This is a genomic window from Flavobacterium sp. GNP008 (assembly GCF_056428965.1).
Map to the genome: position 1 here is coordinate 957,108 of NZ_JBWJVL010000001.1, position 24,261 is coordinate 981,368.

The following is a 24,261-nucleotide window of genomic DNA, read 5'->3' on the forward strand; positions in this document are numbered from 1 at the left end:
TGGGCTATTAACAAAAGAAGCTATGCAAGAAATTTTAAGAAGACAAATTGAGAAAATTGTACCATTAACGGATGATGAATTTCAATTGGTTCTCTCTCATTTTTCGATTGGTAACTATAAAAAACACCAGTACATTGTTCAGCAGGAAGGTCCAGTTGCTCATGTTCACTTTGTTGTAAAAGGGCTGTTAAAATCTTTTTATATAGACAAGTCGGGTAGGAATCATATTTTGCAATTTGCCATGGAAGATTGGTGGATCACCGACAATCAAGGTTTTTATAATAAACAGACTGCCACGCTCAATATTGACTGTTTAGAAGATGCGCAAACCTATTATATTACTCTTGAAAACAGAGAAAAACTGTGTGCCGAGTTACAGAAAATGCAATTCTTCTTTTTGCAAAAAATGACTGCCGGTAATATTGCGCTTCAAAACCGAATCCTTTCACTAATGAGCAAGAATTCTGAGGAACGGTACACGCAATTTATCCAATTATATCCAGATTTGATTCACCGTATTCCTAAAACCTTGATAGCGTCTTACCTTGGTATTTCAAGAGAAACATTAAGTAGGCTGTCGCATTGATGTGATATAGATCACAAATTATATGTGAGGTATGTCCTTTATAATCCATGGAATGTTTTCGAATTTTGTACTGTAAAAATTTTAAAACATACACATGAAAAATATAGCGCTAGTAGTCGGGGCAACCGGAATAACCGGTAGTAATCTCGCAGAAAGACTTATTGCTAAAGGCTGGACCACTTTTGGTTTAGCTAGAAACCCACGAAAAGATATAGGAAATCTTCAGCCGGTTGCTGCAGATCTTTTGGATTTGGAGCATTTAAAAATAGCTTTAAAAGATATTTCTCCCACACACATTTACATTACAAGTTGGATGCGCCAAGATTCTGAAGCCGAAAACATACGTGTAAATGGCCTAATGGTTAGAAATCTTCTCGAAGCATTATCTTCTAAAAAATCAGTGCAACACGTAGCGCTTGTTACCGGACTGAAACATTATCTTGGACCGTTTGAGGCGTATGCCAAAGAAGGATTTTTGCCCGAAACACCACTTAGAGAAGAGCAACCGCGTCTAGACATAGAAAACTTTTATTATGCCCAGGAAGATGAAGTGTACGCCGCTGCTGCGCGAGATGGTTTTACATGGAGCATCCATCGCCCGCATACGGTTATAGGGAAAGCGGTAGGTAATTTAATGAATCTTGGCACCACGCTTGCGGTGTATGCCAGCATTTGTAAAGAAACAGGAAAACCATTTCAGTGGCCAGGTTCAGCTGCACAATGGGATGGACTTTCAGATGTTACGGATGCTAGAGTATTGGCAGAACATTTAATATGGGCTTCCACTACAGAAGCGGCTCGTAACGAAGCGTTCAACGTTGTCAATGGCGATTTTTTTCGCTGGAAATGGCTTTGGAAAAAATTAGCGACATCATTTGGTATTGAAGCATTAGGCTATGACGGCACGATTCATCCTCTTGAGGAACAAATGAAAGAGGAAGCTCTGGTTTGGAGAGAAATTTCCGTTCAACATGGTCTTGAAGAGTGTGACATAACTAAATTGGCCTCTCCGTGGCATACCGATCTTGATTTAGGACGTCCAATAGAGGTAATGACTGATATGTCTAAAAGTCGTACCCTCGGTTTTACGGTTTTTCAAAAAACGGAAGACTCCTTTTACGATTTGTTTGAACAGCTTCGTGTAGATCGGCTGATTCCTTAATCTATTTAATAAAATCTAACGCATAAGAAAAGGGATTCAAAACATATAGTTTTGAATCCCTTTTCTTATGCGGATTCGGTTTTTAAAAGAACTAGCGGGGTCGGTTACTTTCTAGCGAATTTTCTATCGGGTATTTTCTTCGACTCTTTAGATCTCTATTATTAATTAAAAACCGTGAAGTCTCGCTTTCACTACCGCCTTAAAACAAAAAAGACCTTACATTGCTGTAAAGTCTTTTTAAAAAGCTCCCTCTCTTGGGCTCGAACCAAGGAGTGTGACTAGCAGTAAAAACAAGACTTTACGTTGTTTCACTTTTTTATGTTACCGAATTGTATGCCTTTTTATAATTAATTTTTAATTTTCCTGTCCGTTGAATGTTACTTGGACAAGTTTATTAATGCCGTTTCAAAAATACACATTATTTTAGAATTCCTTCTTTTGATACGGATATAAAATTAGGTTTAGGACTACTATTCTTGTCATTAAATATTGGGTATCTTCCATGTTTTTTAATGTAGTCAATCCAAAATATATATTCAGCCTTAGCAACTTCACCCATGGCAATTAAGTCATCTGTGTTGGACTTATTATTACCACATTCGAAAGGACAAATAGAAACATATAATTTATCTTTTACTTCTTCATAGTTCCAATATTTTCCAATAAATCGATGTGCTCCACCATGATTAAGCCTTATTCTTTTAATAGTACTATCAAACTGACTCAAACGGCTTCTTAAACCACCATTTGAATTTGTCATTCCAATGTATTCAATTTCATTAATCATTTCAAATTGCCGACCTTCAATATTTTCATCTGTAACTGCTATTGAATAAATCCCAGGATATTTAATGTTTTCAATCTTACTTCTATTCTCCCATTTTACCCAATTTGTATTCCTGTAATTTTCCATTAATTCTACTTATTTCATTGCATTGTTTCTCATTCCATTGCTGATTAGTTCTTTTACTACACCAAACATCATTGCTGAAAAGTCTTCTTTAAACTCTTTATTGTCTGAGTAGAGTTTGTATAAGTCAAAGTTAGTAGTGATGTGTTTTAATAATTCTTCTCCAACCACTTTATCACTTGTAATCTTAGCATTTTGATCGTCTGAGTATTTTAATGAGTTAATGAGTTCATTATTTTTAGCGACACTATTTGCAATATTTTCAGCCATCTGTCTCACCTTGTCAGCGTCTTCAAATTGTGTACCGTATCGATCATTAAAGGTTTGGAGGATGTTAGACAGTCTGTCTACTTCGGTATCGTTTGTACTGCCTCTCATTTCTGTTGGAATGGGTTTTAAATCTTCACCTTGCTCTAGAACCATATTAGTGGTTGATTCTAATTGTAAGCGGTAACTATCCATATCGATATTGTCTAAAATCCCTTTTGCCAAATCAATAGGAGCTTCTCCTCCTAATTTGTTTTGTAAGTGGTTCAGGAAAATATACAGCCTTTCTAAATAAGCATTTTCAAAATCTACAATTTGAGAGAGGAAAATATACAGTCGGACATACGTTTTAACCTTTGCTCTAAAATCAGCCTGTTCTTCTTCCTTTAATTCATTTTTGAATAATTCGGATGAACTATTGAGCATCTTATGCAATTCGTCTATAGGAACATTGGCTAGTATTTTATTTGAGAATTCCTCAACTTGTTCTCTGCTATAAATCTGATAATTATCTAATGCATCTTGTAAATCAAACAACTTGTTTGGATCTGTAGCTTCACCTAAAATAGTGCTTTCAAAATAAGGAGTAAAAGCTTTTTCAATTTCCTCAGCAGAATTCGCGAAATCTAACACAAAAGTTTCTTTCTTTAATGGATGACTTCGATTTAGTCTTGATAAAGTTTGTACAGCATTGACACCACCTAGTTTTTTATCCACATACATCGTGTGTAACAAAGGTTGGTCAAATCCTGTTTGAAATTTATTAGCCACAATAAGGAAACGATACTCCATTTTCTCAAATTCAGTTGGAATAGCATTGCTTGAAAAACCATTTAAATTAGCTTCTGTTTGTCCGTCAATTTCTCCTGAAAAGGCAACAATAGCTTTATAGGGACTATTTATTTTTTTTAAGTAACTATCAAAGGCGGTTTTATATTTAACCGCATTAGCTCTAGAACTGGTTACTAACATGGCTTTTGCTAAGCCTCCCATTCTTTTTTTACGAATAATGTTTTCCATAAAATGTTCTACCATAAGAATGGTTTTCTTTTTTATAGCATGCTCATTACTCTCTACATACGCTTTTAATTTCTTTTGAGCTCGATTCTTATCGTATTCCGGGTCGTCTTCAATTTTCTTCAGTAAAGCATAATAACTTTGGTATGTTGAATAATTTTGAAGTACATCCATTATAAACCCTTCTTCTATGGCTTGTTTCATGGAGTACAAGTGAAAGGCTTTGTGTTTTGTCTTTTCCCCGTCTTGATAAGGCACTCCAAACAATTCTAATGTTTTGTTTTTGGGAGTTGCTGTAAAGGCAAAATAACTGGCATTAGGCAACATTTTCCTTGACTTTACTAATGCACGTATTAAATCCTCACCTGTTACTTCATCATTTTCGTCTTCATCATAATCCTCTAGGTTCGTTTTTAATTCTTCTTCATCTGTAATTTTAGACAAAGTCTCATTCAGTTTTCTTGCCATCTGACCACTTAAACTACTGTGTGCTTCATCTATAATTATAGCAAAATTATTTCCTGGCAAATCACCTATGTCTTCAACGATGTGTGGGAATTTTTGAATGGTTGTGATGATAATCTTTTTTCCTTCTTCAAGTGCTTGTTTGAGTTGTTTACTGCCTTCGGTGATGGCTTCAACCACTCCGTTAACTTGTTGAAACTGCTTGATATTGTTTCTAATCTGAGCATCCAAAACTCTACGGTCTGTCACTACAATAATAGTGTCAAAGATGTTTTTACTTCCGGATTTATCGTGCAATCCAGCCAGTTGATGCGCTAACCATGAAATAGAATTTGATTTTCCAGATCCGGCAGAGTGTTGAACTAAATATTTCTGACCGGAACCTTTTTCCTGTGCATCTTTAAGCATCTCCCTAACTGCAACCATTTGATGGTAGCGGGGGAAAATGAGTTTCTTTTCTTTCTTGGTTCTTATTTTTCCTTTGTCATCTAAATACTCTTTCTCTTCTGTAATCAATTGACAGTAGTTCTGAATAATATCAGTCAAACTGGATTTAGTGAGTATTTCTTTCCATAAATAATCCGTTTTTATGCCTTCATTCAGTGGGTTTCCAGCACCATTATTGTTTCCTTTATTGAAAGGTAGGAAGTAAGTCTTTTCTGCTTTCAGTTGAGTACACATCCAAGCTTCCTCTGTATCTACTGCAAAATTCACAATTAATCTCCCTAAACGAAAAAGCTCTTCATTTGGATCTCTGTCAACTTTGTATTGTTTGATAGCGTGTGCTACATTTTGCTTGGTCAATTCGTTTTTGAGTTCAAATGAGATAACTGGCATGCCATTGACAAACACCATCATATCAAGTGATTTTTTGTTTTTTGGCGAAAAATAAACCTGACGCATTACTGAAAAAATATTGGCTTTATACAATGCATCGGCATTTGTATTATAACTGGAAACGGGTTTGTCATAAAACAAGTTCAGTTTTGTGTCTGTAAAACCATCGGTTATTCCTTTGCGCAATACTTCAATAATTCCTTTAGCCTGAATTTGATCATTTAGACGTTTGATGATTTTTTGTTCATACAAATCTTTGTGGTATTGTTTGAGTTTTGCTACCGCTTTGGGTTGGGTTGTCTCCAGAAATTGAAAGAACAATTCCGTATCCAAGCAATTACTGTTGTCGTAGACTTTATTCTCACGAAGGATGTAGTTATTCTCCTCAACCAAATACTGGGTGATGTGTGCTTCTAATCCTTCTTCGGTAGTGTTTGTACTCATTATACTTTTTATCTTATTACAAAATGTCTAAAAAATGTCTAAAAAACAGCTAAAAAATGTCTAATTATTAGGTCTTAGACATTTTCCAATTCTTGCCTTCTGGATAGATTAACCCTTGTTTTCTAAGGCTTTGCAGATTATTTTTTATTTTGTTGTATTTCTGTTGTTCGTCTAAAACGTCTGGAAGTTTAGCTAAAAGGATATCTTCAAAATCGGATTTTTTACCTTCTCCAAACTTTCTGATATAATCAAGAATAATCTTCTGGCAATACTCATCATCAATTCCTCGTTGCTTGATATAATCTCCTTTTTCCCCTGTAGCCTTTGCCAGATTAAGGGAAATGTGAAAGTTAGGTTTTCTTCCCTCAATTAGTTTTTTAGCCTTTAATCTTTTAATTTCTTCGTCCTTCAACGATTTGTTTTTTGAAACTTTATCAAGAGCCATAATGTCTTCTAAACTCAAATCTGGAACAGTCGCTAATTTACGGGCATAATTAATATCCATTACTTTACCAGTGATAGTTACATTGACTTTATCATTCACTAGTTCGTAATCGGGTAAAGGGAAAAATTTTCTTCTTTGAATTAAATACATTTTTTTAATACCGCTTCCAATAGTATCTATCATATTCAGATTTACCATGGCTTCCGTTAAAAATTTATTTCGGTAGCGGAACTCAGGAGCATCAGCTACCACAACTTCTTCTACACTTTTTGGAATAAACTTTCCGGCATTACTAAAAGTTAAACGACCGTCTTCATTTTCCACTACAATGATTTTTCCGCCAATAGTGTAATCTTGATGCGCAATACAGTTGTTCAAAGCTTCTCTAATGATATACGGATCGTACTGGTCTACTTCTTCAGGAAACAATGTTCCGTCAGTAATGTATCGGTATTTCAGATTTCTTATTTTTTGGTACACCAGTTCTGTGCTCAATAAAAGCGGACAAGTAAAATGAGCATAATCTTTTTCTAAATTATCCCGGTCTTTAAGAATCCAAGTAATTTTTGAAGTGGCAGGATTGATAAAGTGTTCTGATTCTGGTTTACCAAGCAAAAGAATAGCCGTTCTGGTGATTTGACCTTTGATACACACTTTGGCTTTATTTAAGAAAGTCATATCATCCCATTCTGCAATTTGTTCTGCTAAATGAGGGTTTTTAGTTTTGTAAGAAGCTCTTGCTTTTAGTATCGCTTCCGGTGATAAATCTTCTAAACCCGCCTCTTCAACAAGTACTGCGCTCCAGTCTTCTGTCGTGGCTTGTTCTCTGATACGCTCGTATTCTTCAGTATTCAAGGCGTTTATTTCTTCACCGTCTCTTCCGTAATAATGTCCTTTCCAAGCTATTGGAAATCCTTTTGGGGCAGAAGGAATTTCAAATAATATTACTCTTCCATCAGTTGTACTAACGTCATAAATTTCTATAAAAGTGATGCGCCCTGTGGTGTGGTTGGCAATCTCAGCTTTAAGACTGTGTAAGTCTGCGGGACTATTCCTGAATTGGCTTCCTACAATGCTTTTATCTTTGTCCTTTACGCCAAAGACTAACCAAGCAGATGACTGGTTTTTGAGATTAGCTTCATTGCAAAGTGCCGAAAAATACTTGCCCAGTTTATCAAAATCATACTGGTTTTTGGCTTCTTTAAACTCTACGATTTCACTCTCGTAGTCGTGAGCAAGAAGCTCTTGCAATTTGGCTTGTATTTGGGTGTTGTCTTTCATTACTAGCAATAATTATTCGTTTTCATAGCTTTCTGCATCCTCCGCGACCATATCTAATTCCTCTTCTAATTCCTCTTCTAATTCTTCTTGCTCTGAAACAGTAGGAATCACAAACGCTCTCACATCTATTTTACCCGTTACTGCTTCTGAGATTAAAGCGGTGCGATATTCTTGTGTTAAGGCTATTTCTTTTTCTATGGTTTGGATTAGTTGGTTGAGTTGTGACGTTTCTTTTTCAATGTGGGAAATAATTAATTTTTGCTCATTTATTGGAGGAACTGGAATTCGTGCTTTTTTCATATCATAAACACCTAATCCTACCCTTGTCACTCCATTTGAACATAATTCAAATTGAATGTTTATTGACTTACATTGTAAAGTACGAAATAAATATTCTCCGACTAATTTTGATGATGGCCTTAAAACCGATAGGTGGTAACCGCACACTACATTTTCTAAATCTTCTTTTACAAAAGCAGGAACAGCAATGTCGTTAGCGGTTTCAGAATCTTTTGTAATTATCACATCCCCTTTTAATAAGCTAAATTTTTCTATCTGGTCAACAGAAGCTGAAGCAATCATTAAGTTCATGTTATTTATAATGAAATCATTTTTATAAACATCAGTATAATTGCAAAGCCTTACTTGTTGTTCATCTTCTTTCGTATGTTTATCAATGTTACTTGGAAAACAATCAGCAACATACTTCAACTTCCTAACCCCCCAATGTTTTGGAATTTCTCCTAACCATTCAATACCGCTATCTTTCATTGTAGCATTAGGATCTAAACCTTTAGTAACTGCATGATTTATTATTCCTGCCTTTTGCTCGTTGAGGACTTTTATGAGTTGCTTTTTCTTGTGGATAAAGCGGTCTATTTTGGCGGTTTTGTAGTCGATAAAATTAGCGATGGCGGTTTGTTCGGGAAGTGAAATATAAGGTAAGTCAGTGTTCTTAAAATCATTATAGCTTAAAGTTTGTCGAACTCCATCACCTAAAGTTTTCATAAATGAAATATCAAACTGATGTAATAACCATCTTAAATACGTGCGGTTGAATTTTTCATTATTTTGCAAAACAATATAACCTGTGCTAACTACAACATCTATTGTAGAAAGTCCAGTTCTTAAACTTTTAAGGTCAAAGTTCAGGTTTAATGGATTTATTAGAAATTCCCCTTTTAATAGTTCTTGATATGTTGCCTTGGTTTCCAAAGGCACTCTATCATTATCCTTATAAACAATTTTCCCAAAACTTATTGAACCGCAGTTTAATTCAGAATTTAAAGTCTTTTTCTTCTGAAAAAAAATATGTTTTGCTTTGCTCACCTCCCAATGTTCAGGAATATCACCTAGCCAAGCAATGCCCGATAGTTTGTATGTGGTATATGGTTGTATTCCTTTCATTATTCAATAATTTCCTTTAATAAACCATCCGTTTCTTGTTCCAATTGTAAAATATCAGCTGTAATGTCCGTCAAAGAGCGTAAACCTGCATATTGATAAAAATATTTATTAAAAGCTACTTCATAGCCTACTTTCATCTTCGTTTTGTCGTACCAAGCATCAGGTGCAAAGGGCAGTACTTCTCGTTTAAAGTAGTTGTCAATAGGCTCTTTCATCGGCACATTTTCTATATCCTTCAATTTACTATCACTCTTTGATTTACCCTTGCTGTCTTTAATGATGTTACCTTTGTCGTCTTTTTCTGGTTGGTTTACCGTGATTTGGTAAAACCCAAAATCTTCGTTGTCAAATATTTTACTGTATTCGTTTTCTTCAAAGTCAAAGTACAAGTCTTGAATGATTTCAATGTGTTCGGGTATCAACTCATTTCGTTTGCTTCCTAATGCTTTACGCATTTTACGGTAAAAGGCATCCGAAGAAGCATTGATTAATTGCACCTTCCCTTTGCGTTTTTTCTCTTTTACATTAGTTACGAACCAAACATACGTGGCAATTCCCGTGTTGTAGAAAATGTCATTGGGTAATTGCACAATGCATTCTAATAAATCATTTTCTATAATGTATTGGCGTATGCCACTTTCACCACTTCCTGCGTCACCAGTAAATAAAGCAGAACCATTGTGAATAGAAGCAATACGGCTACCACCATCTTTTGGGTCTTTCATTTTTGAGAGCATGTGTAGCATAAACATCAACTGTCCGTCGTTACTTCTTGAGGTCAAACTAGTTGTTTCTAGTTCTCCTTTAAAATTTTTAATGGGCAAATTAAAGCGTTTGTCAACAATTTTTATTTTCTTTTCCGTACCTACGTTTAGGTTTTCTTGGTCTTGCTTCCAAGTAGTTCCGTAAGGTGGATTTGTCAACATGAAGTTGAACTTCAAGTCCGGTTCAAAACCATATTCGCTCAAAGTAGAACCATACTTAATTTTATCGGGATCTTCTCCTTTCAACAGCATATCCGATTTACAAGTGGCGTACATTTCTCCTGTATTCTCTTGTCCGTATAAATGGAAAGTGGCTTTTGATTTGATTTCACCTTCAGGATTAGTAGCAAATAATTTAGATTGTGTGAGCATCGCTCCTGAACCTACACAAGGGTCGTAAACTAAGTACGTTCCCTGTTGTATTTTGTCTTTTACCGGCAAGTACACTAAATGTGTCATTAGCTCAATGATTTCTCTAGGCGTAAAGTGTCGCCCAGCTGCTGCATTGGTTTTCTCGTTAAATCTTCTAATCAAATCCTCAAACATATACCCCATTGCCATAGGAGAAATTTTGTCTGGACTTAATTCTAGTTTTGGATTACAGAATTTCTCTAAAAGAGAGAAAGTAATGCCTGTGTTTTCAAAAGTTTCTAATTGGTTGCGAAACTTAAATTTACTGATTATGTCTTGTACGTTTTCTGAAAATCCGTTGAGATAATCCAGAAAGTTAGTGTTGATGTTCTTTGGATCAGCCAATAACTTTTTCATAGTGTACTGAGAGGTATTGTAAAAAGCTAAGCCTGTACCGTGTTGCTCACTGGTTAATAAACCAGAAAGATTATCAATTTTATCTTTGAAATCCTCGTAGGTTTTAAAAACTTTTTCTTTAGAAGGCTCTAAAGCCAAATCCAATCGTCTTAAAACAGTCATTGGAAGAATTACATCTTGGTATTGGTTTTCGAGGTATTTGTTGATTAAAACATCATCGGCAACTGACCAGATAAAGTTGATTATGGGTTGAAGGCTTTGTGTATTTAAGCTCATGAAATTTCAGGTATATTTTTAACGAAGGCTAAGGTATAGAATTTTTTACGAATGCTATTGAGGGAAAGCGTAAAGGATGGCATTTTTACTGATTTCTAAACCATAAGTTGGTTTGTCTTAGTGAGAATGCAAATTCCAGTGATATTGAAAATTTGGTTGTAAGGATAAATTATTGAGAAGGTAGGAAAGAATAACGGTTTCGCTATCAAGGAGTCTAGTATCGCCATATCCATTATATAGATTTGGTTTAAAATGAAAAAAAACGGTTGTTACACCGTCTATGAATTCAATATTTAAGAGTAATTCCAGATAAACCCACCACTTTGTTCTCGTTCATTACGACAACAACGTGAGATACAGGTTTTGGATATTCCAGTAATCCTACTTGCCTCTGAAACAGAGCTATATTTAGCAATAATTGCCCCATCTAAAGTAAATTGAGTGACTTGTTTCTTCCTGTTATCAGGTTCAACAATAAAAGGTTCTTTGTAGTCATAACTCCATAAGTAACCTCCTAAAGTCTGATTAACACTCCAACAAGCTCTGCTAATAGCTTGTTTTCTAACATTAATACTTTTACCTGCTGAAGTCAAATCTTCAAATGTTGAATTTAATGAGCCGTCCAAATTGTATTTATAGACGGTTTTCTTTAGACCTCCGCCTCGGTCAGAGTTATACCCACTTTCAAGAGAGTTGTTCTCTAAAATGTATCTTATTTCTTTGGAAGCCAGCTCATCATTACTTGAAGCGGTGTCTATTTGCTCCCATTTAAATGCATCAGCTCCATATGTAGCTATAGATTCCTGAAAACAACTGCCAACTTTTTTTTGAGATTTTTGTAGGTGGTCTGCTTTTCTCTCTTCAATACTTTTAGTGGTCGCACCTATGTATACCTCGTCCGTAATTGTGTTTACCACTTTGTAGATTATATTATGCTGCATTTTGAACTGAATTAGAAGTTAAAATAAAAGTATACTTCCCGCCTGAAGATTCTGTTGAAAAAGTCGCTCCTTTTTTTATGGCATATATTTTTAACCATTTGGCAATTTGATGGGGAGTTGTTTCTTTCATCTCAGGATAAAAATGTTTGAAACCACTTTCAAATTCTCTCTTATCTATTGAAGTGTCATTTTGAACATGTGCGTCGGCATAAGCTACAAATTTGTCATTTAGCCTATCTAAGAATTTATTTTGAGATAAATTAATGTGAGGCACTTTATACAAACCATGTTGAAAGTATGACTGACAACAACCCATCATAAAAAGGTAAAATTTACACCATTCCTCTTCGTCCCATTGCGAACCAAAAAAGCGATTGCCAAATTCAATTTCTGGTGTGTGATCTTGATTGTAATGATTGGTTATTTCAAATTCGTGTCTTCGTCTTTCATCAGATGAACCTCCAGGACCAGAAACATAGTAATTTGAAGAGATTAATAATTTAGGGGAATTGTTGTAATCAATGTAAAATGCTTTTTCTCGTTTGCGTTCCACTTCAAGCCCAGAAGTAATCATTGGAAAGAATCCTTCAAAGCTGTAATGTCTTTTCAAATCATCAAAAACAAGAATGTCAGTTGTTAACTCAATTCGTTGATTCTTAAACCAACTACCTTCTTTTATTTCTTTTGCATCAAAAATCTCTACTTCTCTACATTGTTTCAATGCCATTGACAAAAGTGTTTTACCCGTACCTCCATGAGCTTGGTTGTCTTGTCCCATTTCTGCATCGTAGAGAATAATTGCCCTAGGTTCCCCTACTTCCTTATTTCTATGTAATAAGTATCCTAAAATAGTTCTTAAGGCTAATAACCTTTCTGAGTTTTGTCCTGTGATATTTTCACAGAATATCTCAAACTGACCTTTTCCTGAAGGATTCGTGAATGATTTCTGTATGATTCTCTTTTCCCAAATTGGATTTTGGAGGGTTGAATAATCATAGGAGGTAATTGCATTTTTATCTATTTCGCAATAGCAATTATTAAAATAAAATCTTGAACTCATTCTCGGGTCTCGATCATTTATGTTTTCAATCGAGGTAAGCATATCTAATTTTTTAGTTGTAATATAACCTCCAACCCCCTTAACAAACACTTCTAAAACTTCTGGTTTATTGTTTTTTATCAGGTAGTTCTTAACGTCATTTGCCATTTGTCCTTCTGTAACTTGACTTAACCTATTGTTCGTCATTTTAGCGAATACATAATTGTTTTCTCCAATTTCAACCTTAACATAGCCATTAGATTCGAGGAAGTTTAATAATCCTACATGTAAAATTTTTGGAGCTCCGTTTTCTGTCCAAAATACGTTTTCATCTTGTCCTTGTTCTCCTTGTTCTTCTTGTTCTTTTTGTTTTTTTTGTTCTTCTTTTTTCATTTAATTAATTTTTTAAACCTACTGTTATTTCGGTAGGCTGATGCAAAGATTGGAAGAATAAAGGCTGTAAAGTACCACCGTAGTATAAGAGCAGTATAGTTTTAAGCAGATAACTATAAGTACTATGTAATATATTAAAAACAATATTTTTAAATACTTTTAAAAGCGTAGTATATGGGTAGTATAAAATTTGCTAAAAAGGGTTTTTAGGCTTTGAAAACAATGTTTTTTAGATTTATTTCCGAAAGGATTTTACAATTAAAGAATCTAATTTAGTAATTGTTGCTGGAGTGATTTTGTAAGTCCTTAAGTTTTTGAAATCAACTTTTTCAATTGACCTTTTTTTAACTTTGATGAAGCAATTTACAGCAACTCGCCATTTTTCATCTCCGTTATCTTCAAAACCATAATCAGGAGTATTGATTATTTTTATAAAATATTTGAGTTCACTTGTGCTACCGGTCCAACGAATTAATTTTTTAATGGTTTCGTTTTTAAAAACAAGTTCGAAATCATTGAGTGTTGTTTCTTTTTCAATTAAATCATTCTCCATTAAAACTTTGTAGAGAAGCTGTATTTTAGTAAAACTATTATTATCTCTACCGGTAATGTATTTGAAAGAATTGTTCTTAGTGGTCTTGTTTAGGTGTGTTGAATATTCAATAGATAATTCTTCAATAGCTAACTTTAATTCTGTATGGTAATCCTTGAGTTCAGAATCCTTACTGAAGTTGTTAGATATTATTTTAAGTGCTGATATCAGCGATTCACAGTAATAATTTTTTTCTATCTTAGATAGGATTTCAAACTCATTGTGGATTGTTTTTATTTTCGCTTTGAACTTTTGCAATTTAAAACTTTCAAAAGTTACTAAAACTTCATTATCAACCACTTCTTCATTTATTACAACAGGAGCATTGTAAGTGAACTGATCAAATTTATCGTTAGCAGTACAAATCTCAAATTCATTTATTTTACTAAATAAGTCATGAAATCCTTTTTCTAACCAATCAGTTTTTTTAAAATCCTTAAGATCGGCGATTAATTTATCAAGTTGCATATTGGCTTGTAGCATTAAAGTTTTAGTTCTACAATATTAGTCGTTTTTTAATGAGATAAAAAATGGAGAGACATAATCTCTCCGTTTTCAATTTGTACAAAAGCTTTTTCAGTGGTTTTATTGATAAAGGAGAAACCGTCTCAAAAGTTGGTTATCGAAATTCAGCATAACTCCTTGTTTTATAATAACTACTCTGTAAATTCCTCAATAAGGATTTCAAAAGAGTGGTAATGGTAAGCATTCCCGTTTATTATAAAAATTGTTTTTAATTCTGTTGTTACTTTAACCTCGCTAACCCATACTAATTGCCCTCTACGAAGCATTCCAACATTGGATAACACCTTGACCTTGAAAGGGCAAATAAGTAATTTGAGTGCATTGTAATAGGTAATTACATAAAGTTCTTTAGGCGAGCTGTATTGTAGCACATCTGCTAATTCATGGTCTTCCATCTTCTTCTTTCTCTACCTCCCGTTAAGTATTCCTTGCTAAACAAAAGAGCTATTATTAATAATGGAGAAACCAATTAGGAATGTTGTTTTGGATGGATTTACCTAGGTCGTTGATTAGTTGGTATGCGTTGACATTCCGTTCTAAGTTATTATCAATGTAGGAGGATTTGTTGGCTTCCGTAAATAAGTTATACAGATTCCAGAAACTTATCGAACCATCTGGACTTCTTGAGAAGTTTGGACACTGGTAATAGTCTTTCACAATATTGTTTATCTGACTGTCATTCAATGAAATTGGGAAGATTGACTTCTGTGTGTGCTTGTCTAAGTGCGTAAACATTCTGAATTTTCCAATTAGATGCGCAAATTGCGTTTCAGACAACTTGTGTTCAATCATTCGCTCCATCATTTTTAGGTGATTGTCTCTCTTGTAATTAGAGAATAGCTCAATCATTTTGTCTTCTAGTTCATAAATGGAAGATATCCTTATTTCATTGGAAAAGCCATCAGTACTAATGCACAGGTTGGTACACACCTTATTTTTGAAACCAATAAAGACTTTAAATTTCTCCATTGATTTTTTGGAATAAAGGTTCTCCTGATTATAGGCTCGCACACCGCCAATGCTCAATGTAAGCTCATTTCCGTTGATAATTTGCTTTGTCGAGGGTAAGTCTATCATGAAGGCACATCGTTCGTAATAAATGGTTTTTTCGTGTTCTTCAAGATCCTTTGCAGGTTTTCCTATTGCTGATGGAATTCTTCCTTTTACTACGTGGCTTACTCTAATATCAGGTGTTTTCTGAAGTACCCCAGGCAGTAATTTTTGAATTATTTGTTGGCATTTATCTACAAACTGGAAATGGCTAATTGTTGACTCGTTATCCTTTGAGAATACAGGGATTATACAATCTTTTTCCAGATGCTCTAAGCTCACTATTTCAGTATTGGCTTCAATAAAACTACTTGATGGTTTGTTTATTATCTCGTTCTCATCTACTAGATGCTCGTTGATGTTACTATTAAGTACTAATTCCATGGTTCTCTTCAATTAATGATTTTACAATTTCTTTTTCGTCGACTAGGTGACTAGCGATGTTTTCTATCTGGTTTTTTCTATTCATAATGGCATTGTGAATCTGCTTTTGAAGCGAAGGATATTTTGAATACACATGCTTCAATCCCTCAAGATTCTCACAAGTATTGATTTCAGACATCACTATTTCAACCGAAATTCCAAGATTACACCATTCAATAAGTTTCTTTCCGGTGGATGAATTAATTACGAATTCAGGTTTCCCAGAAAATAACCCAGTTCTATCTTTAGAAGCGGTAACAAGATGATTATCATTTATAAGCTCAAAATTGACTGTCAGCTCATATTCGAAGCCGTCTCTTGTGATTTCCTTCGTACCTAGCTTCATTACTTTAGTCTTACCGTTGCCGTCTTTATCAAGGCTGTAATCCGTTTTTCGTCGTACAGTAGTAATTACGTGGCAGTTTGAATTAAGTATTTTATCGATAAAGGCTTGGTGTCGCGGAGTTATTTTAGCCCAATCTTGGAATCTTCCTCCAAGTTGTTCATGTAGTTCCAAGCAACCTCCTTTTCCAGACCATTCGTGTGTAATGCTGTCAATTATAACTACTTCAATTTCTTCTTTCTCGCAAACCTCAATGGCTTGAATATAACGCTCTGGAGCGTATGGCTCATTCAACGACAATACGTTAAAATCTCCTAAGTGGGAGTAGAGGCTGGCACTGTTATTTTCAGTGTCAATTATAGCTATTTTAGTCCAATCGTTAGTGATTCCGTAAGCTAATAGTAATGCTGAATAAGATTTACCAAAGCCACTTGCTCCGCTTAAACCCAGTCTTAATTTCACTTGGTTCCTTTGTGCTTTTTGTAATTTCATACTGATGTTATTTGATGTTGTTATTGGTCGTTATTCGACATAATAAATTATTGTTATAAAAAAAAAGGAACTCCTTTTGAGAGTTCCTTAATTACTTATACTGAGATGTTTTAGTACACCATTTCATTTTTTAGCACGTTGCTTTCTACGATACTTTCTTCTTCTGAAAGGTATTCGTATCGGTGCGACATTTTAATGATTTCACCCGTTTCCCTGATGGTAAATTCATAAGGGTCTACTGCTACCTTTTTTATAGTTCCGGGCATTTGAGTGCCAATTAGTGCCTTACAGGTTGGCTCGTTAAAGGTGCATGGCACCTTAGTTGTTCGCGCTGTAAAGTAAGTTTTTCCTGTTTCTTTACTTTTTACAGATTCAATTCCACCTTGTACTTCAAGAGCATAGAAGCTTTCCCCATTCTCTCTTTGATATTTTTTGTAATCTACAATTGTAACCATAGTTTTTATAATTTTAAGATTAAACATTGACGGGCATATCCCAAAACATAAAAAGAGTAGGGCGTGAAGTGTGGTTTAGTAAGTGTGTGACTTTAAAAAAAAATTAAATTTTTAAAAATTGCTATTATAAATACTATCTTTTTTTAACTTTTCCTTTTCAAGTTCCATGCGTTCAATATTTCGTCTCGTTGCCTCTTTTTTTTGTCTTACGTTCTCTCTTTTATCTGCGAGTTTACCGTCTTTGATTCTTTTTTGTTGATCTGAAAGTTCTTGGTAATGAATCGTTGTTTGAATGAACTCAGTAGAATGGTCGCAAAGTACATTACAAGGGACACTAACTTCACCTGAATGAACTAACTTGTAAAGATTATTAGATTCAGTCAATTCAATTACTATTCCGTCTTTTATCCAAGTTGCTCCATGATCCTTTATACTATTAAACTGTTCTTCTTTATCTTCATATTCACAAATTGGGCTTCCATATCTTCCTTGTAGAATTTTGTAATAGACTTCATAATAGTATTTAGGATTGTACAAATTGGAATTTTTATTGAATTCCAATACATATTGAAGGTGCATTATTTTTAATTGATTGTCTTCTACTACATGAGTAATTTTAAACTTACAGCCTTTTTCTAAATTTAGGTAAAGGGTGTCTTTGTAGATTTTCATTATCCCCTGTTTAATGTTTTTTTTTGTAACGCTATCGAATTCAGCCTCTGTCATATTTAAATGATAATTCATAAAAAGTATTTGATTCTTCTTTGGGGTAGATTTGCTCTTTAAAGTTATTTCAGTAATTTCATCATAATAATCTACAAAGGAGGATAGGGTTTTTTTTTCATTTTCATTTTGTTTGCAGCATGTTAGAGTTATTATCAGGAAAAATAAGATTGTGTTTTTCATTTTGATGTGGTTTAAAATTTTAAAAGGGCATTACGCCTAAATAGATTAGCTTGTTGTTTTCTTTGACTTCGATTGAAAGCAGAGGGTGTTTGTGGGCAGTGTCATAAAAGTTGTAATTATGGACTTCTTTATCTGTGCCCCATGTTTGCGGTTCTATTTTCAATGTAAGTTCTCCTTCTGAACTTTCATGAGCATGATTAAGCATTCCTTTAAAAAATTGATAAAAATCCTTTTTATTAGGCGCATCTGTCTCTACCTCCGCTGACATTAGAAAAGGTAAAAATGATTCTGGATCGTTATTGATGCATGATAAAATCAATTGAGCCTTAATTTTTTCCATTGATATCGTCTTATTTTCTGGTTTTTGATTAAAACCTTAATTCATTCTGAAGATGTAATTGTTTTCCGGTACTAAATATAAATATAGCTGTTACAATACCCACTTTTAGTGATTTGTTAGCAAAGTAATTGGTTTTCAAATCATTCCATTACGGGTTTCCTCATTCTTTAAAATAAACCGCAATTCTTTTAGATTAGTGTATTACATCACTCATGGATTTTATATCAATCCACAAATCTAATTTAATTTTCGACTTATAAGTCGATAGATGAAGAGATTTTTGATTTAACCGTTTGTTTTCTTTGCTCAATGCAGAAGCATCTAGAACAGATAGAACTTGAATTAGTCAAAAGGATATACAAAGAGTTCCTTGTAAAATTCAATGGCAATAAATCTGAGTTTGCCAGAGCTGCACTATGTTCAGAAACTACCGTAAGAAGAGTATTTAGAAATGAACAAAGAATGACTGTTGATTTACTATTGAGATTCTGTTTTGCTTTGGGTATAGATGTAAATGAAATTTTTGAAGGAATAAATATTTTAAATGGAAAATGAGCCTAAAACGCATTAAATACGTTAGACTCATTTTGTACTATTTCAATTTATCTTTTAGATTAGCCATTGCCTCACTAACTTTCTTCTGCACTACCTTCCCGTAACTTTCCTGTGTAATAACCATGTTAGAATGACCCAGTAGTTCTGATACAATTTCCATTGGAACATCGTTGTACAGTAAAACTGTAGAAGCAAATGTTTTTCTTGCAATGTGGTGCGTCAATCTTTTTTCAATTCCAGTTATAGCTGAAATTTCCTTGAGATACGAATTGAATTTTTGATTGCTTATTGATGGGAATATGCGGTTACTATCAGTTGAGTATTTCTCAATAATTTCTTGAGCCTTTGGTAGAATTGGAATTGAGATTTGACGCTGTGTTTTCTCTCTCTTCATCTGAATCCAGTTAATGTTATCAAACCCTATTTGGATGTTCTGCTTCTCAAGATTTGCCATTTCATTATAGGCTAGTCCTGTGTAGCAACAAAAAATAAATAAGTCTTGAATGGTGCTTAATCTCTTTTGTTGTAATACTGCTTCTTCAAGGGTTTTGAGTTCTTTTGTAGTAAGGAAGATAACGGTTTTACGGACTGTTTTGGACTTGTGAAGTATAAACGGATCTCTATCTAAATAACCTTCTGAAATGGCTTGTTTTATTGGGGTTCTAAGCCTTTGAATGGTTTTATTGATAGTAATTTGTTCTTGTTTCTTCTCTGTCTTTAAATAGTAATCAAAATCATCTAAAAACTGTAGACTCAATTCTTCTAAAGGAAAATCTGTTTTTTTAAATTTCCATTTCAGGAATGCTTCCAGATGATTTCCAACGTAAACGAATTTGTTATAGGTGTTGTCTTTGATTTCTAATCCTACGAGTTTTTTGATTTTGGCTAGATACTGTTTGTAGTAGGAAAGGACAAATTCCTTCTTTTTGATTTCTACACCTACGAATGTTTTGTAGATGTTATCAATAGTACAATCTTCGCCCTGAAGTTGAAATACCAAAATAATGTTGTTTATCTTAATTTGGACTTGTTCAATCTGAGCATTAATAAATTTGTAGTTTGTGTCTTGTACGCTTACTTTTTGAAGTTTGTTTTCCCAGTAGTTTGGGTTTACAAATAGTCCAGTAGAGAATTGTTTTCGCTCTTTGTTAAGAGTGATTCTACAATAAAGTGGACATAGTCCTTTAGAGTTTGTCTTTACGCCACTTATTACGAATAAGATGGTCACTTTTTTTTGGTTCATTTCCAATTGTGTTTGAGTTAAACAATTGGCATTACAATTAGTAAAATGGGGGTCACCTTTAAAATTTAGATGGTCACCTTATAGTCACCCTTTTTTGTAAAATAAGTTGGCAAGTTGGCAGAAATCAAAAATTCTCTCTTATCTCCTGAATCCCCGTGAAGTCCCGCTTTCACTACCACTTTAAAACAAAAAAGACCTTACATCACTGTAAAGTCTTTTTAAAAAGCTCCCTCTCTTGGGCTCGAACCAAGGACCCTCTGATTAACAGTCAGATGCTCTAACCAACTGAGCTAAGAAGGAAACTGTATGTCTTATTCTAGTATTGAATGAACGTTTTTAGGTGTTTATTAGTGACGTGTGTTTCACTTCTAAAGCGGTGCAAATATAGGGCTTAATTTGTTTTTTGCAAACAAAATTTAAACTTTTTTCATTTTTTTTTACTTCCCTACAATTGCCTTGTAAATGTCGTTTCCATTAGCGAATAACAACAGCGTTATAAGTAATACAAAACCAACCATTTGAGCATTCTCAAGGAATTTATCACTTGGTTTTTTTCCACTAATGATTTCATATAATAAAAACATTACATGGCCTCCATCAAGTGCTGGAATAGGCAATAAATTCATTACACCAAGCATGATAGATAACAAGGCGGTGATGTTCCAGAAAACTTCCCAGCTCCATGTATTAGGAAAAATATCAAAAATAGCCTTAAAGCCACCTACTTGTTTGTAAGCACCGGTACTTGGGCTAAAAATCATTTTTAATTGTTTTCCGTACCCTACTAATTGATCTTTCCCTTTTGTAATTCCTACTGGAATGGATTCTAAAAAGCCAAATTCCTGTTTGCTGATTTTATAGTATCCTAATTTTTCAAGCGAAGTCATGCTTAATTGTCCAATACCGATACCTAATTTACCATCATTAGAAACTATAACTGGTATTTGAATTTCTTTTTGATCTCTTGAAACAGTAGCTATAATCGTTTTGTTTTTGTTGTTCTCCAAAACCGTTTTAGCTTGATCAAAATACTTGGTAAGTTGTCCGTTGAGCGAAACGATGATATCCTTTGGTTGCAGAGCCGTGTTTTTAGAATCTGGAGAAACTGCTCCCACTACAAATGGCGTTCGGATATCCAGTAGCACACTTTTTTCCTGTTTGGATAATTGATCCACAAAATCATTGGGCATTTTGATAGCTTCTTCGGCTCCATTTCTCTGAATAAGTACCTCTTTAGCCATGATAACTTTCATAGTAAGGTCATTATCAAATTTTACGATTTTTTCACCATCTACAGATACGATGCGATCACCAGTTTTAAACCCCACGTTTTGCATGGCTTTGTTTTCTACTAATAAACCGTCTTTTAAATCTGCATTAGCAACATAAGTGTCACCATAAACAAATGCCATTCCAATGTAAATAATAAAAGCCAAAATGAAATTCACAGTAACGCCACCCAACATAATAATCAAACGTTGCCATGCCGGTTTAGAACGAAATTCCCATGGTTGCGGAGGCAAAGCCATTTGTTCTTTGTCCATGCTTTCGTCAATCATTCCGGAAATTTTTACATAACCGCCCAAAGGTAACCAACCGATACCGTATTCGGTTTCGCCAATTTTCTTTTTTATAAGGGAATATTTAACATCAAAAAACAAATAAAATTTTTCGACTCTGGTTTTAAATAATTTAGCAGGAATAAAATGTCCTAATTCGTGAAGTATAATAAGTAATGATAAGCTCAATAAAAATTGAGAAAGCTTGATAACTATGTCCATTTTTTAATTTTAGTTCTTTTACAACTCACAAAAGTAAGGTTTTCTATTTGTTTAATTTGCAAATATTGTTCCATAAGACTTTAAATGTTTGTTAATTAATGGAAATTCAATCTCTCCTTTCGTTGCTGTCCCTTAACTTTACTTTTTTCAAATAAAATTCTATTTATCTTCATTCAAATTAATACACTTAAATTTATACTATGCTATCTCAATTATTTTCACCACTCCAAATAAAGAGCATCACGTTCAAAAATAGAATTGCAATCTCTCCCATGTGCCAATATTCTGCACAAGATGGTTTTGCCAATGACTGGCACCTGGTACATTTAGGCAGCCGTGCTTCAGGAGGAGCGGGATTAATCATTCAGGAAGCGACTTCAGTTTCTCCCGAAGGCAGAATTTCTCCAGGTGATTTAGGACTTTGGAAAGACGAACAAATTGAAAAAATGCAGCAAATTAATCGTTTTATTGTCAATCAAAAATCGGTTCCAGGAGTCCAATTGGCCCATGCTGGAAGAAAAGCAAGTGCCGCTGCTCCCTGGGAAGGAGGAAAAAAGTTAGACGATACCCAAGGCGGTTGGGAAACTGTAGCGCCAAGCGCTGTTGCGTATCACCATACAGAGGAACCACCTGTTGTATTAGATGAAAGTGGAATTCAAAAAGTTATTTCCGACTTTAAATCAGCCACAAAAAGAGCGGTTCAAGCGGGTTTTCAGGTGATGGAAATCCATGCAGCACATGGTTATTTGTTGCATCAGTTTCTTTCGCCTTTGTCCAATTTTAGAACGGATGAATACGGTGGAAGTTTCGAAAATCGAATCCGTTTGACACTTGATGTAGTAGAATCTGTTCAATCAGAATGGCCCGAAAACTTACCTTTATTTGTTAGAATTTCGGCTACAGATTGGGCAGAAGGCGGATGGAACTTGGAGGAATCGGTACAGCTTTCGAAAATATTACAAGAAAAAGGAGTGGATTTAATAGATGTTTCTTCGGGTGGATTAGTCTCGCACCAACAAATTCCGTTGGGTCCAAAGTACCAAGTTCCTTTTGCGGAAAGCATAAAAAAGGATACCGGAATCCTCACTGGCGCAGTTGGTTTAATTACCGAAGTCGCTCAAGCCGAGGAAATTGTTGCTTCAGGTAAAGCCGATTTAGTATTATTCGCTAGAGAATCCCTTAGAAATCCAAATTTGGGATTGAAATTTGCCGAGGAACTTCAGGCGGATATCCAATGGCCAAAACAATATGAAAGGGCTAAACTTAAATAACAAAGCCTATCTCTTCAATGAATTTATATTCCTTTTGGGGTTAAAATTCGAATATAAGTTTTAAGATTAAAAAGTATAAATTCGTATTTTATAAAATAATACTATGCAAAAAATTAAAACTGCTTTGCTTTCCTATGGAATGTCAGGAAAAGTATTTCATGCTCCTTTTTTAAATTTTCATCCTGGATTTGAACTGCTTGGTTCTTGGGAAAGAAGCAAAAAAGTAATCCATCAGGATTATCCTTCACTGAAAAGCTATGCCACAATAGAGGAATTATTAGAAGAGGATGTTGATTTGGTAGTAGTCAATACGCCGGTGGAAACTCATTATGAATATACTAAAAAGGTTTTGCTGGCTGGAAAACATGCTATTGTAGAAAAAGCATTCACGACAACCGTTGCGCAGGCCCAGGAATTAGCTGCCTTGGCAAGAGAAAAAGGATTGCAATTGGCTGTTTTTCAAAATAGAAGATGGGACAGCGATTTTAAAACCGTACAAAAAATAATTTTAGATAAACTACTGGGTGATATTGTGGAAGTGGAATTTCATTTTGATCGTTACAACCCAGTTTTGAGTCCAAAGCAACACAAAGAAACGGCTAATCCCGGTGCCGGAATTCTGAAAGATTTAGGCCCTCATTTAATTGATCAGGCCTTGTGTTTATTTGGTTCGCCTCAATCTGTTTTTGCGGATATTCGCATTACTAGAGCACATTCTTTAGTTGATGATTATATTGATGTTTTATTGTATTACTCTAATTTTCGTGTCCGATTGAAAGCCGGTTTTTTTGTCCGAGAAGCCATTCCGGCGTATGTCATTCATGGTAAAAAAGGATCGTTTTTAAAACCGCGTGGGGATGTACAGGAAGACGAATTAAAATTGGGAATGAAACCAAACTTAGAGGCTTGGGGAACGGAATCTATTGAAAAACGGGGGCTTTTACATACGGAAATTGAGGGTGTAATTGTTCAAGAAATTATACCCACACTTCAAGGGAATTATTATGATTTTTTTGATGGTGTTTATAATTCAATTACTAATAATACTATTGAACCGGTAACTGCAGCTGATGGTATTCGAGTTATGCAAATTATTGAAGCCGCTATACAAAGCAGTGCTCAAAAGCAAGTAATTGAGATATAGGGGAATTCCTGATTTTTTTAAATTTTTAAGGTGTCTGTATAAAGAGTTAAAGAATGACGCTATAAAGTTTCACGTTATTGTTGATAAGAAATCCAATATTCTGGATTTCTTATCAACAATAACGTTGTATTTTTCAGAG

The 24,261-nt window shown here is 34.4% G+C and carries 21 protein-coding genes and 1 tRNA gene; 5 read left to right on the plus strand and 17 right to left on the minus strand.

The window, feature by feature from the left end; genetic code table 11:
• Positions 1–22 precede the first annotated feature (22 nt).
• Together AC0608_RS04310 and AC0608_RS04315 are read left to right on the plus strand one after the other, a co-directional pair.
• On the plus strand, positions 23–586 hold the full coding sequence (locus tag AC0608_RS04310; protein WP_478288240.1) for a Crp/Fnr family transcriptional regulator: 564 nt from the start codon (positions 23–25) through the stop codon (positions 584–586).
• Positions 587–680: 94 nt separating this feature from the next.
• On the plus strand, positions 681–1,748 hold the full coding sequence (locus AC0608_RS04315; protein WP_478288241.1) for an SDR family oxidoreductase: 1,068 nt from the start codon (positions 681–683) through the stop codon (positions 1,746–1,748).
• Positions 1,749–2,166: 418 nt separating this feature from the next.
• Here AC0608_RS04315 and AC0608_RS04320 read toward each other — a convergent pair whose 3' ends face one another.
• The 14 genes from AC0608_RS04320 to AC0608_RS04385 form a co-directional block, all read right to left on the minus strand.
• On the minus strand, positions 2,167–2,661 hold the full coding sequence (locus AC0608_RS04320) for a hypothetical protein (RefSeq protein ID WP_478288242.1): 495 nt from the start codon (positions 2,659–2,661) through the stop codon (positions 2,167–2,169).
• A gap of 9 nt (positions 2,662–2,670) precedes the next feature.
• Positions 2,671–5,688 carry a type I restriction endonuclease subunit R gene (locus tag AC0608_RS04325; protein ID WP_478288243.1) on the minus strand — a complete coding sequence of 1,006 codons (3,018 nt, stop codon included), beginning with the start codon at positions 5,686–5,688 and terminating at the stop codon, positions 2,671–2,673.
• Between the two features lie 67 nt (positions 5,689–5,755).
• Positions 5,756–7,414 carry an RNA-binding domain-containing protein gene (locus AC0608_RS04330; RefSeq protein WP_478288244.1) on the minus strand — a complete coding sequence of 553 codons (1,659 nt, stop codon included), beginning with the start codon at positions 7,412–7,414 and terminating at the stop codon, positions 5,756–5,758.
• A gap of 12 nt (positions 7,415–7,426) precedes the next feature.
• Positions 7,427–8,821 (minus strand): restriction endonuclease subunit S, encoded by a 1,395-nt coding sequence (locus tag AC0608_RS04335; RefSeq protein WP_478288245.1) that lies wholly within the window; start codon positions 8,819–8,821, stop codon positions 7,427–7,429.
• Positions 8,821–10,629, minus strand: coding sequence for a type I restriction-modification system subunit M (locus tag AC0608_RS04340; RefSeq protein ID WP_478288246.1), 1,809 nt, complete (start codon positions 10,627–10,629; stop codon positions 8,821–8,823). The genes AC0608_RS04335 and AC0608_RS04340 overlap by 1 nt, the downstream gene beginning before the upstream one ends.
• A gap of 293 nt (positions 10,630–10,922) precedes the next feature.
• Positions 10,923–11,570, minus strand: a complete 648-nt coding sequence (locus tag AC0608_RS04345) for an NUMOD1 domain-containing DNA-binding protein (RefSeq protein WP_478288247.1) — start codon at positions 11,568–11,570, stop codon at positions 10,923–10,925.
• Entirely contained in the window at positions 11,560–13,002 is a 1,443-nt protein-coding gene (locus AC0608_RS04350; RefSeq protein WP_478288248.1) for a primase-helicase family protein, read from the minus strand. The genes AC0608_RS04345 and AC0608_RS04350 overlap by 11 nt, the downstream gene beginning before the upstream one ends.
• A gap of 235 nt (positions 13,003–13,237) precedes the next feature.
• Positions 13,238–14,077, minus strand: coding sequence for a hypothetical protein (locus AC0608_RS04355; protein WP_478288249.1), 840 nt, complete (start codon positions 14,075–14,077; stop codon positions 13,238–13,240).
• 173 nt (positions 14,078–14,250) lie between these two features.
• Positions 14,251–14,514 carry a hypothetical protein gene (locus AC0608_RS04360; protein ID WP_478288250.1) on the minus strand — a complete coding sequence of 88 codons (264 nt, stop codon included), beginning with the start codon at positions 14,512–14,514 and terminating at the stop codon, positions 14,251–14,253.
• A gap of 55 nt (positions 14,515–14,569) precedes the next feature.
• On the minus strand, positions 14,570–15,553 hold the full coding sequence (locus AC0608_RS04365) for a DUF3871 family protein (protein WP_478288251.1): 984 nt from the start codon (positions 15,551–15,553) through the stop codon (positions 14,570–14,572).
• Positions 15,537–16,427 (minus strand): AAA family ATPase, encoded by an 891-nt coding sequence (locus AC0608_RS04370; protein WP_478288252.1) that lies wholly within the window; start codon positions 16,425–16,427, stop codon positions 15,537–15,539. Before AC0608_RS04370 ends, AC0608_RS04365 begins: the two co-directional genes overlap by 17 nt.
• A gap of 110 nt (positions 16,428–16,537) precedes the next feature.
• The gene (locus AC0608_RS04375) at positions 16,538–16,882 is read right to left on the minus strand and encodes a hypothetical protein (RefSeq protein WP_478288253.1); all 345 of its coding nucleotides are present in this window, start codon (positions 16,880–16,882) and stop codon (positions 16,538–16,540) included.
• Between the two features lie 111 nt (positions 16,883–16,993).
• Positions 16,994–17,554 (minus strand): hypothetical protein, encoded by a 561-nt coding sequence (locus AC0608_RS04380; RefSeq protein ID WP_478288254.1) that lies wholly within the window; start codon positions 17,552–17,554, stop codon positions 16,994–16,996.
• Positions 17,555–17,807: 253 nt separating this feature from the next.
• Positions 17,808–18,128 (minus strand): hypothetical protein, encoded by a 321-nt coding sequence (locus tag AC0608_RS04385; RefSeq protein WP_478288255.1) that lies wholly within the window; start codon positions 18,126–18,128, stop codon positions 17,808–17,810.
• A 309-nt stretch (positions 18,129–18,437) separates the two neighbouring features.
• Between AC0608_RS04385 and AC0608_RS04390 the strand changes: the two genes are divergently transcribed.
• Complete coding sequence (locus AC0608_RS04390; RefSeq protein WP_126744957.1) at positions 18,438–18,683, plus strand: helix-turn-helix domain-containing protein; 246 nt, start codon at positions 18,438–18,440, stop codon at positions 18,681–18,683.
• Between the two features lie 37 nt (positions 18,684–18,720).
• On the opposite strand, the gene AC0608_RS04395 is transcribed toward AC0608_RS04390, so the two are convergent.
• The 3 genes from AC0608_RS04395 to rseP all read right to left on the minus strand — a co-directional run bounded on the left by AC0608_RS04395 (position 18,721) and on the right by rseP (position 21,707).
• Entirely contained in the window at positions 18,721–19,926 is a 1,206-nt protein-coding gene (locus AC0608_RS04395; RefSeq protein ID WP_478288256.1) for a tyrosine-type recombinase/integrase, read from the minus strand.
• 226 nt (positions 19,927–20,152) lie between these two features.
• Positions 20,153–20,226, minus strand: a tRNA-Asn gene (locus AC0608_RS04400).
• A 137-nt stretch (positions 20,227–20,363) separates the two neighbouring features.
• The gene (rseP, locus tag AC0608_RS04405; RefSeq protein ID WP_417959080.1) at positions 20,364–21,707 is read right to left on the minus strand and encodes an RIP metalloprotease RseP; all 1,344 of its coding nucleotides are present in this window, start codon (positions 21,705–21,707) and stop codon (positions 20,364–20,366) included.
• 200 nt (positions 21,708–21,907) lie between these two features.
• Between rseP and AC0608_RS04410 the strand changes: the two genes are divergently transcribed.
• Together AC0608_RS04410 and AC0608_RS04415 are read left to right on the plus strand one after the other, a co-directional pair.
• Positions 21,908–22,978: an NADH:flavin oxidoreductase/NADH oxidase gene (locus AC0608_RS04410; RefSeq protein WP_478288257.1), complete on the plus strand. Its 1,071-nt coding sequence runs from the start codon at positions 21,908–21,910 to the stop codon at positions 22,976–22,978.
• A gap of 103 nt (positions 22,979–23,081) precedes the next feature.
• Positions 23,082–24,122, plus strand: a complete 1,041-nt coding sequence (locus tag AC0608_RS04415; RefSeq protein ID WP_478288258.1) for a Gfo/Idh/MocA family oxidoreductase — start codon at positions 23,082–23,084, stop codon at positions 24,120–24,122.
• The last annotated feature ends 139 nt before the right edge of the window (positions 24,123–24,261 follow it).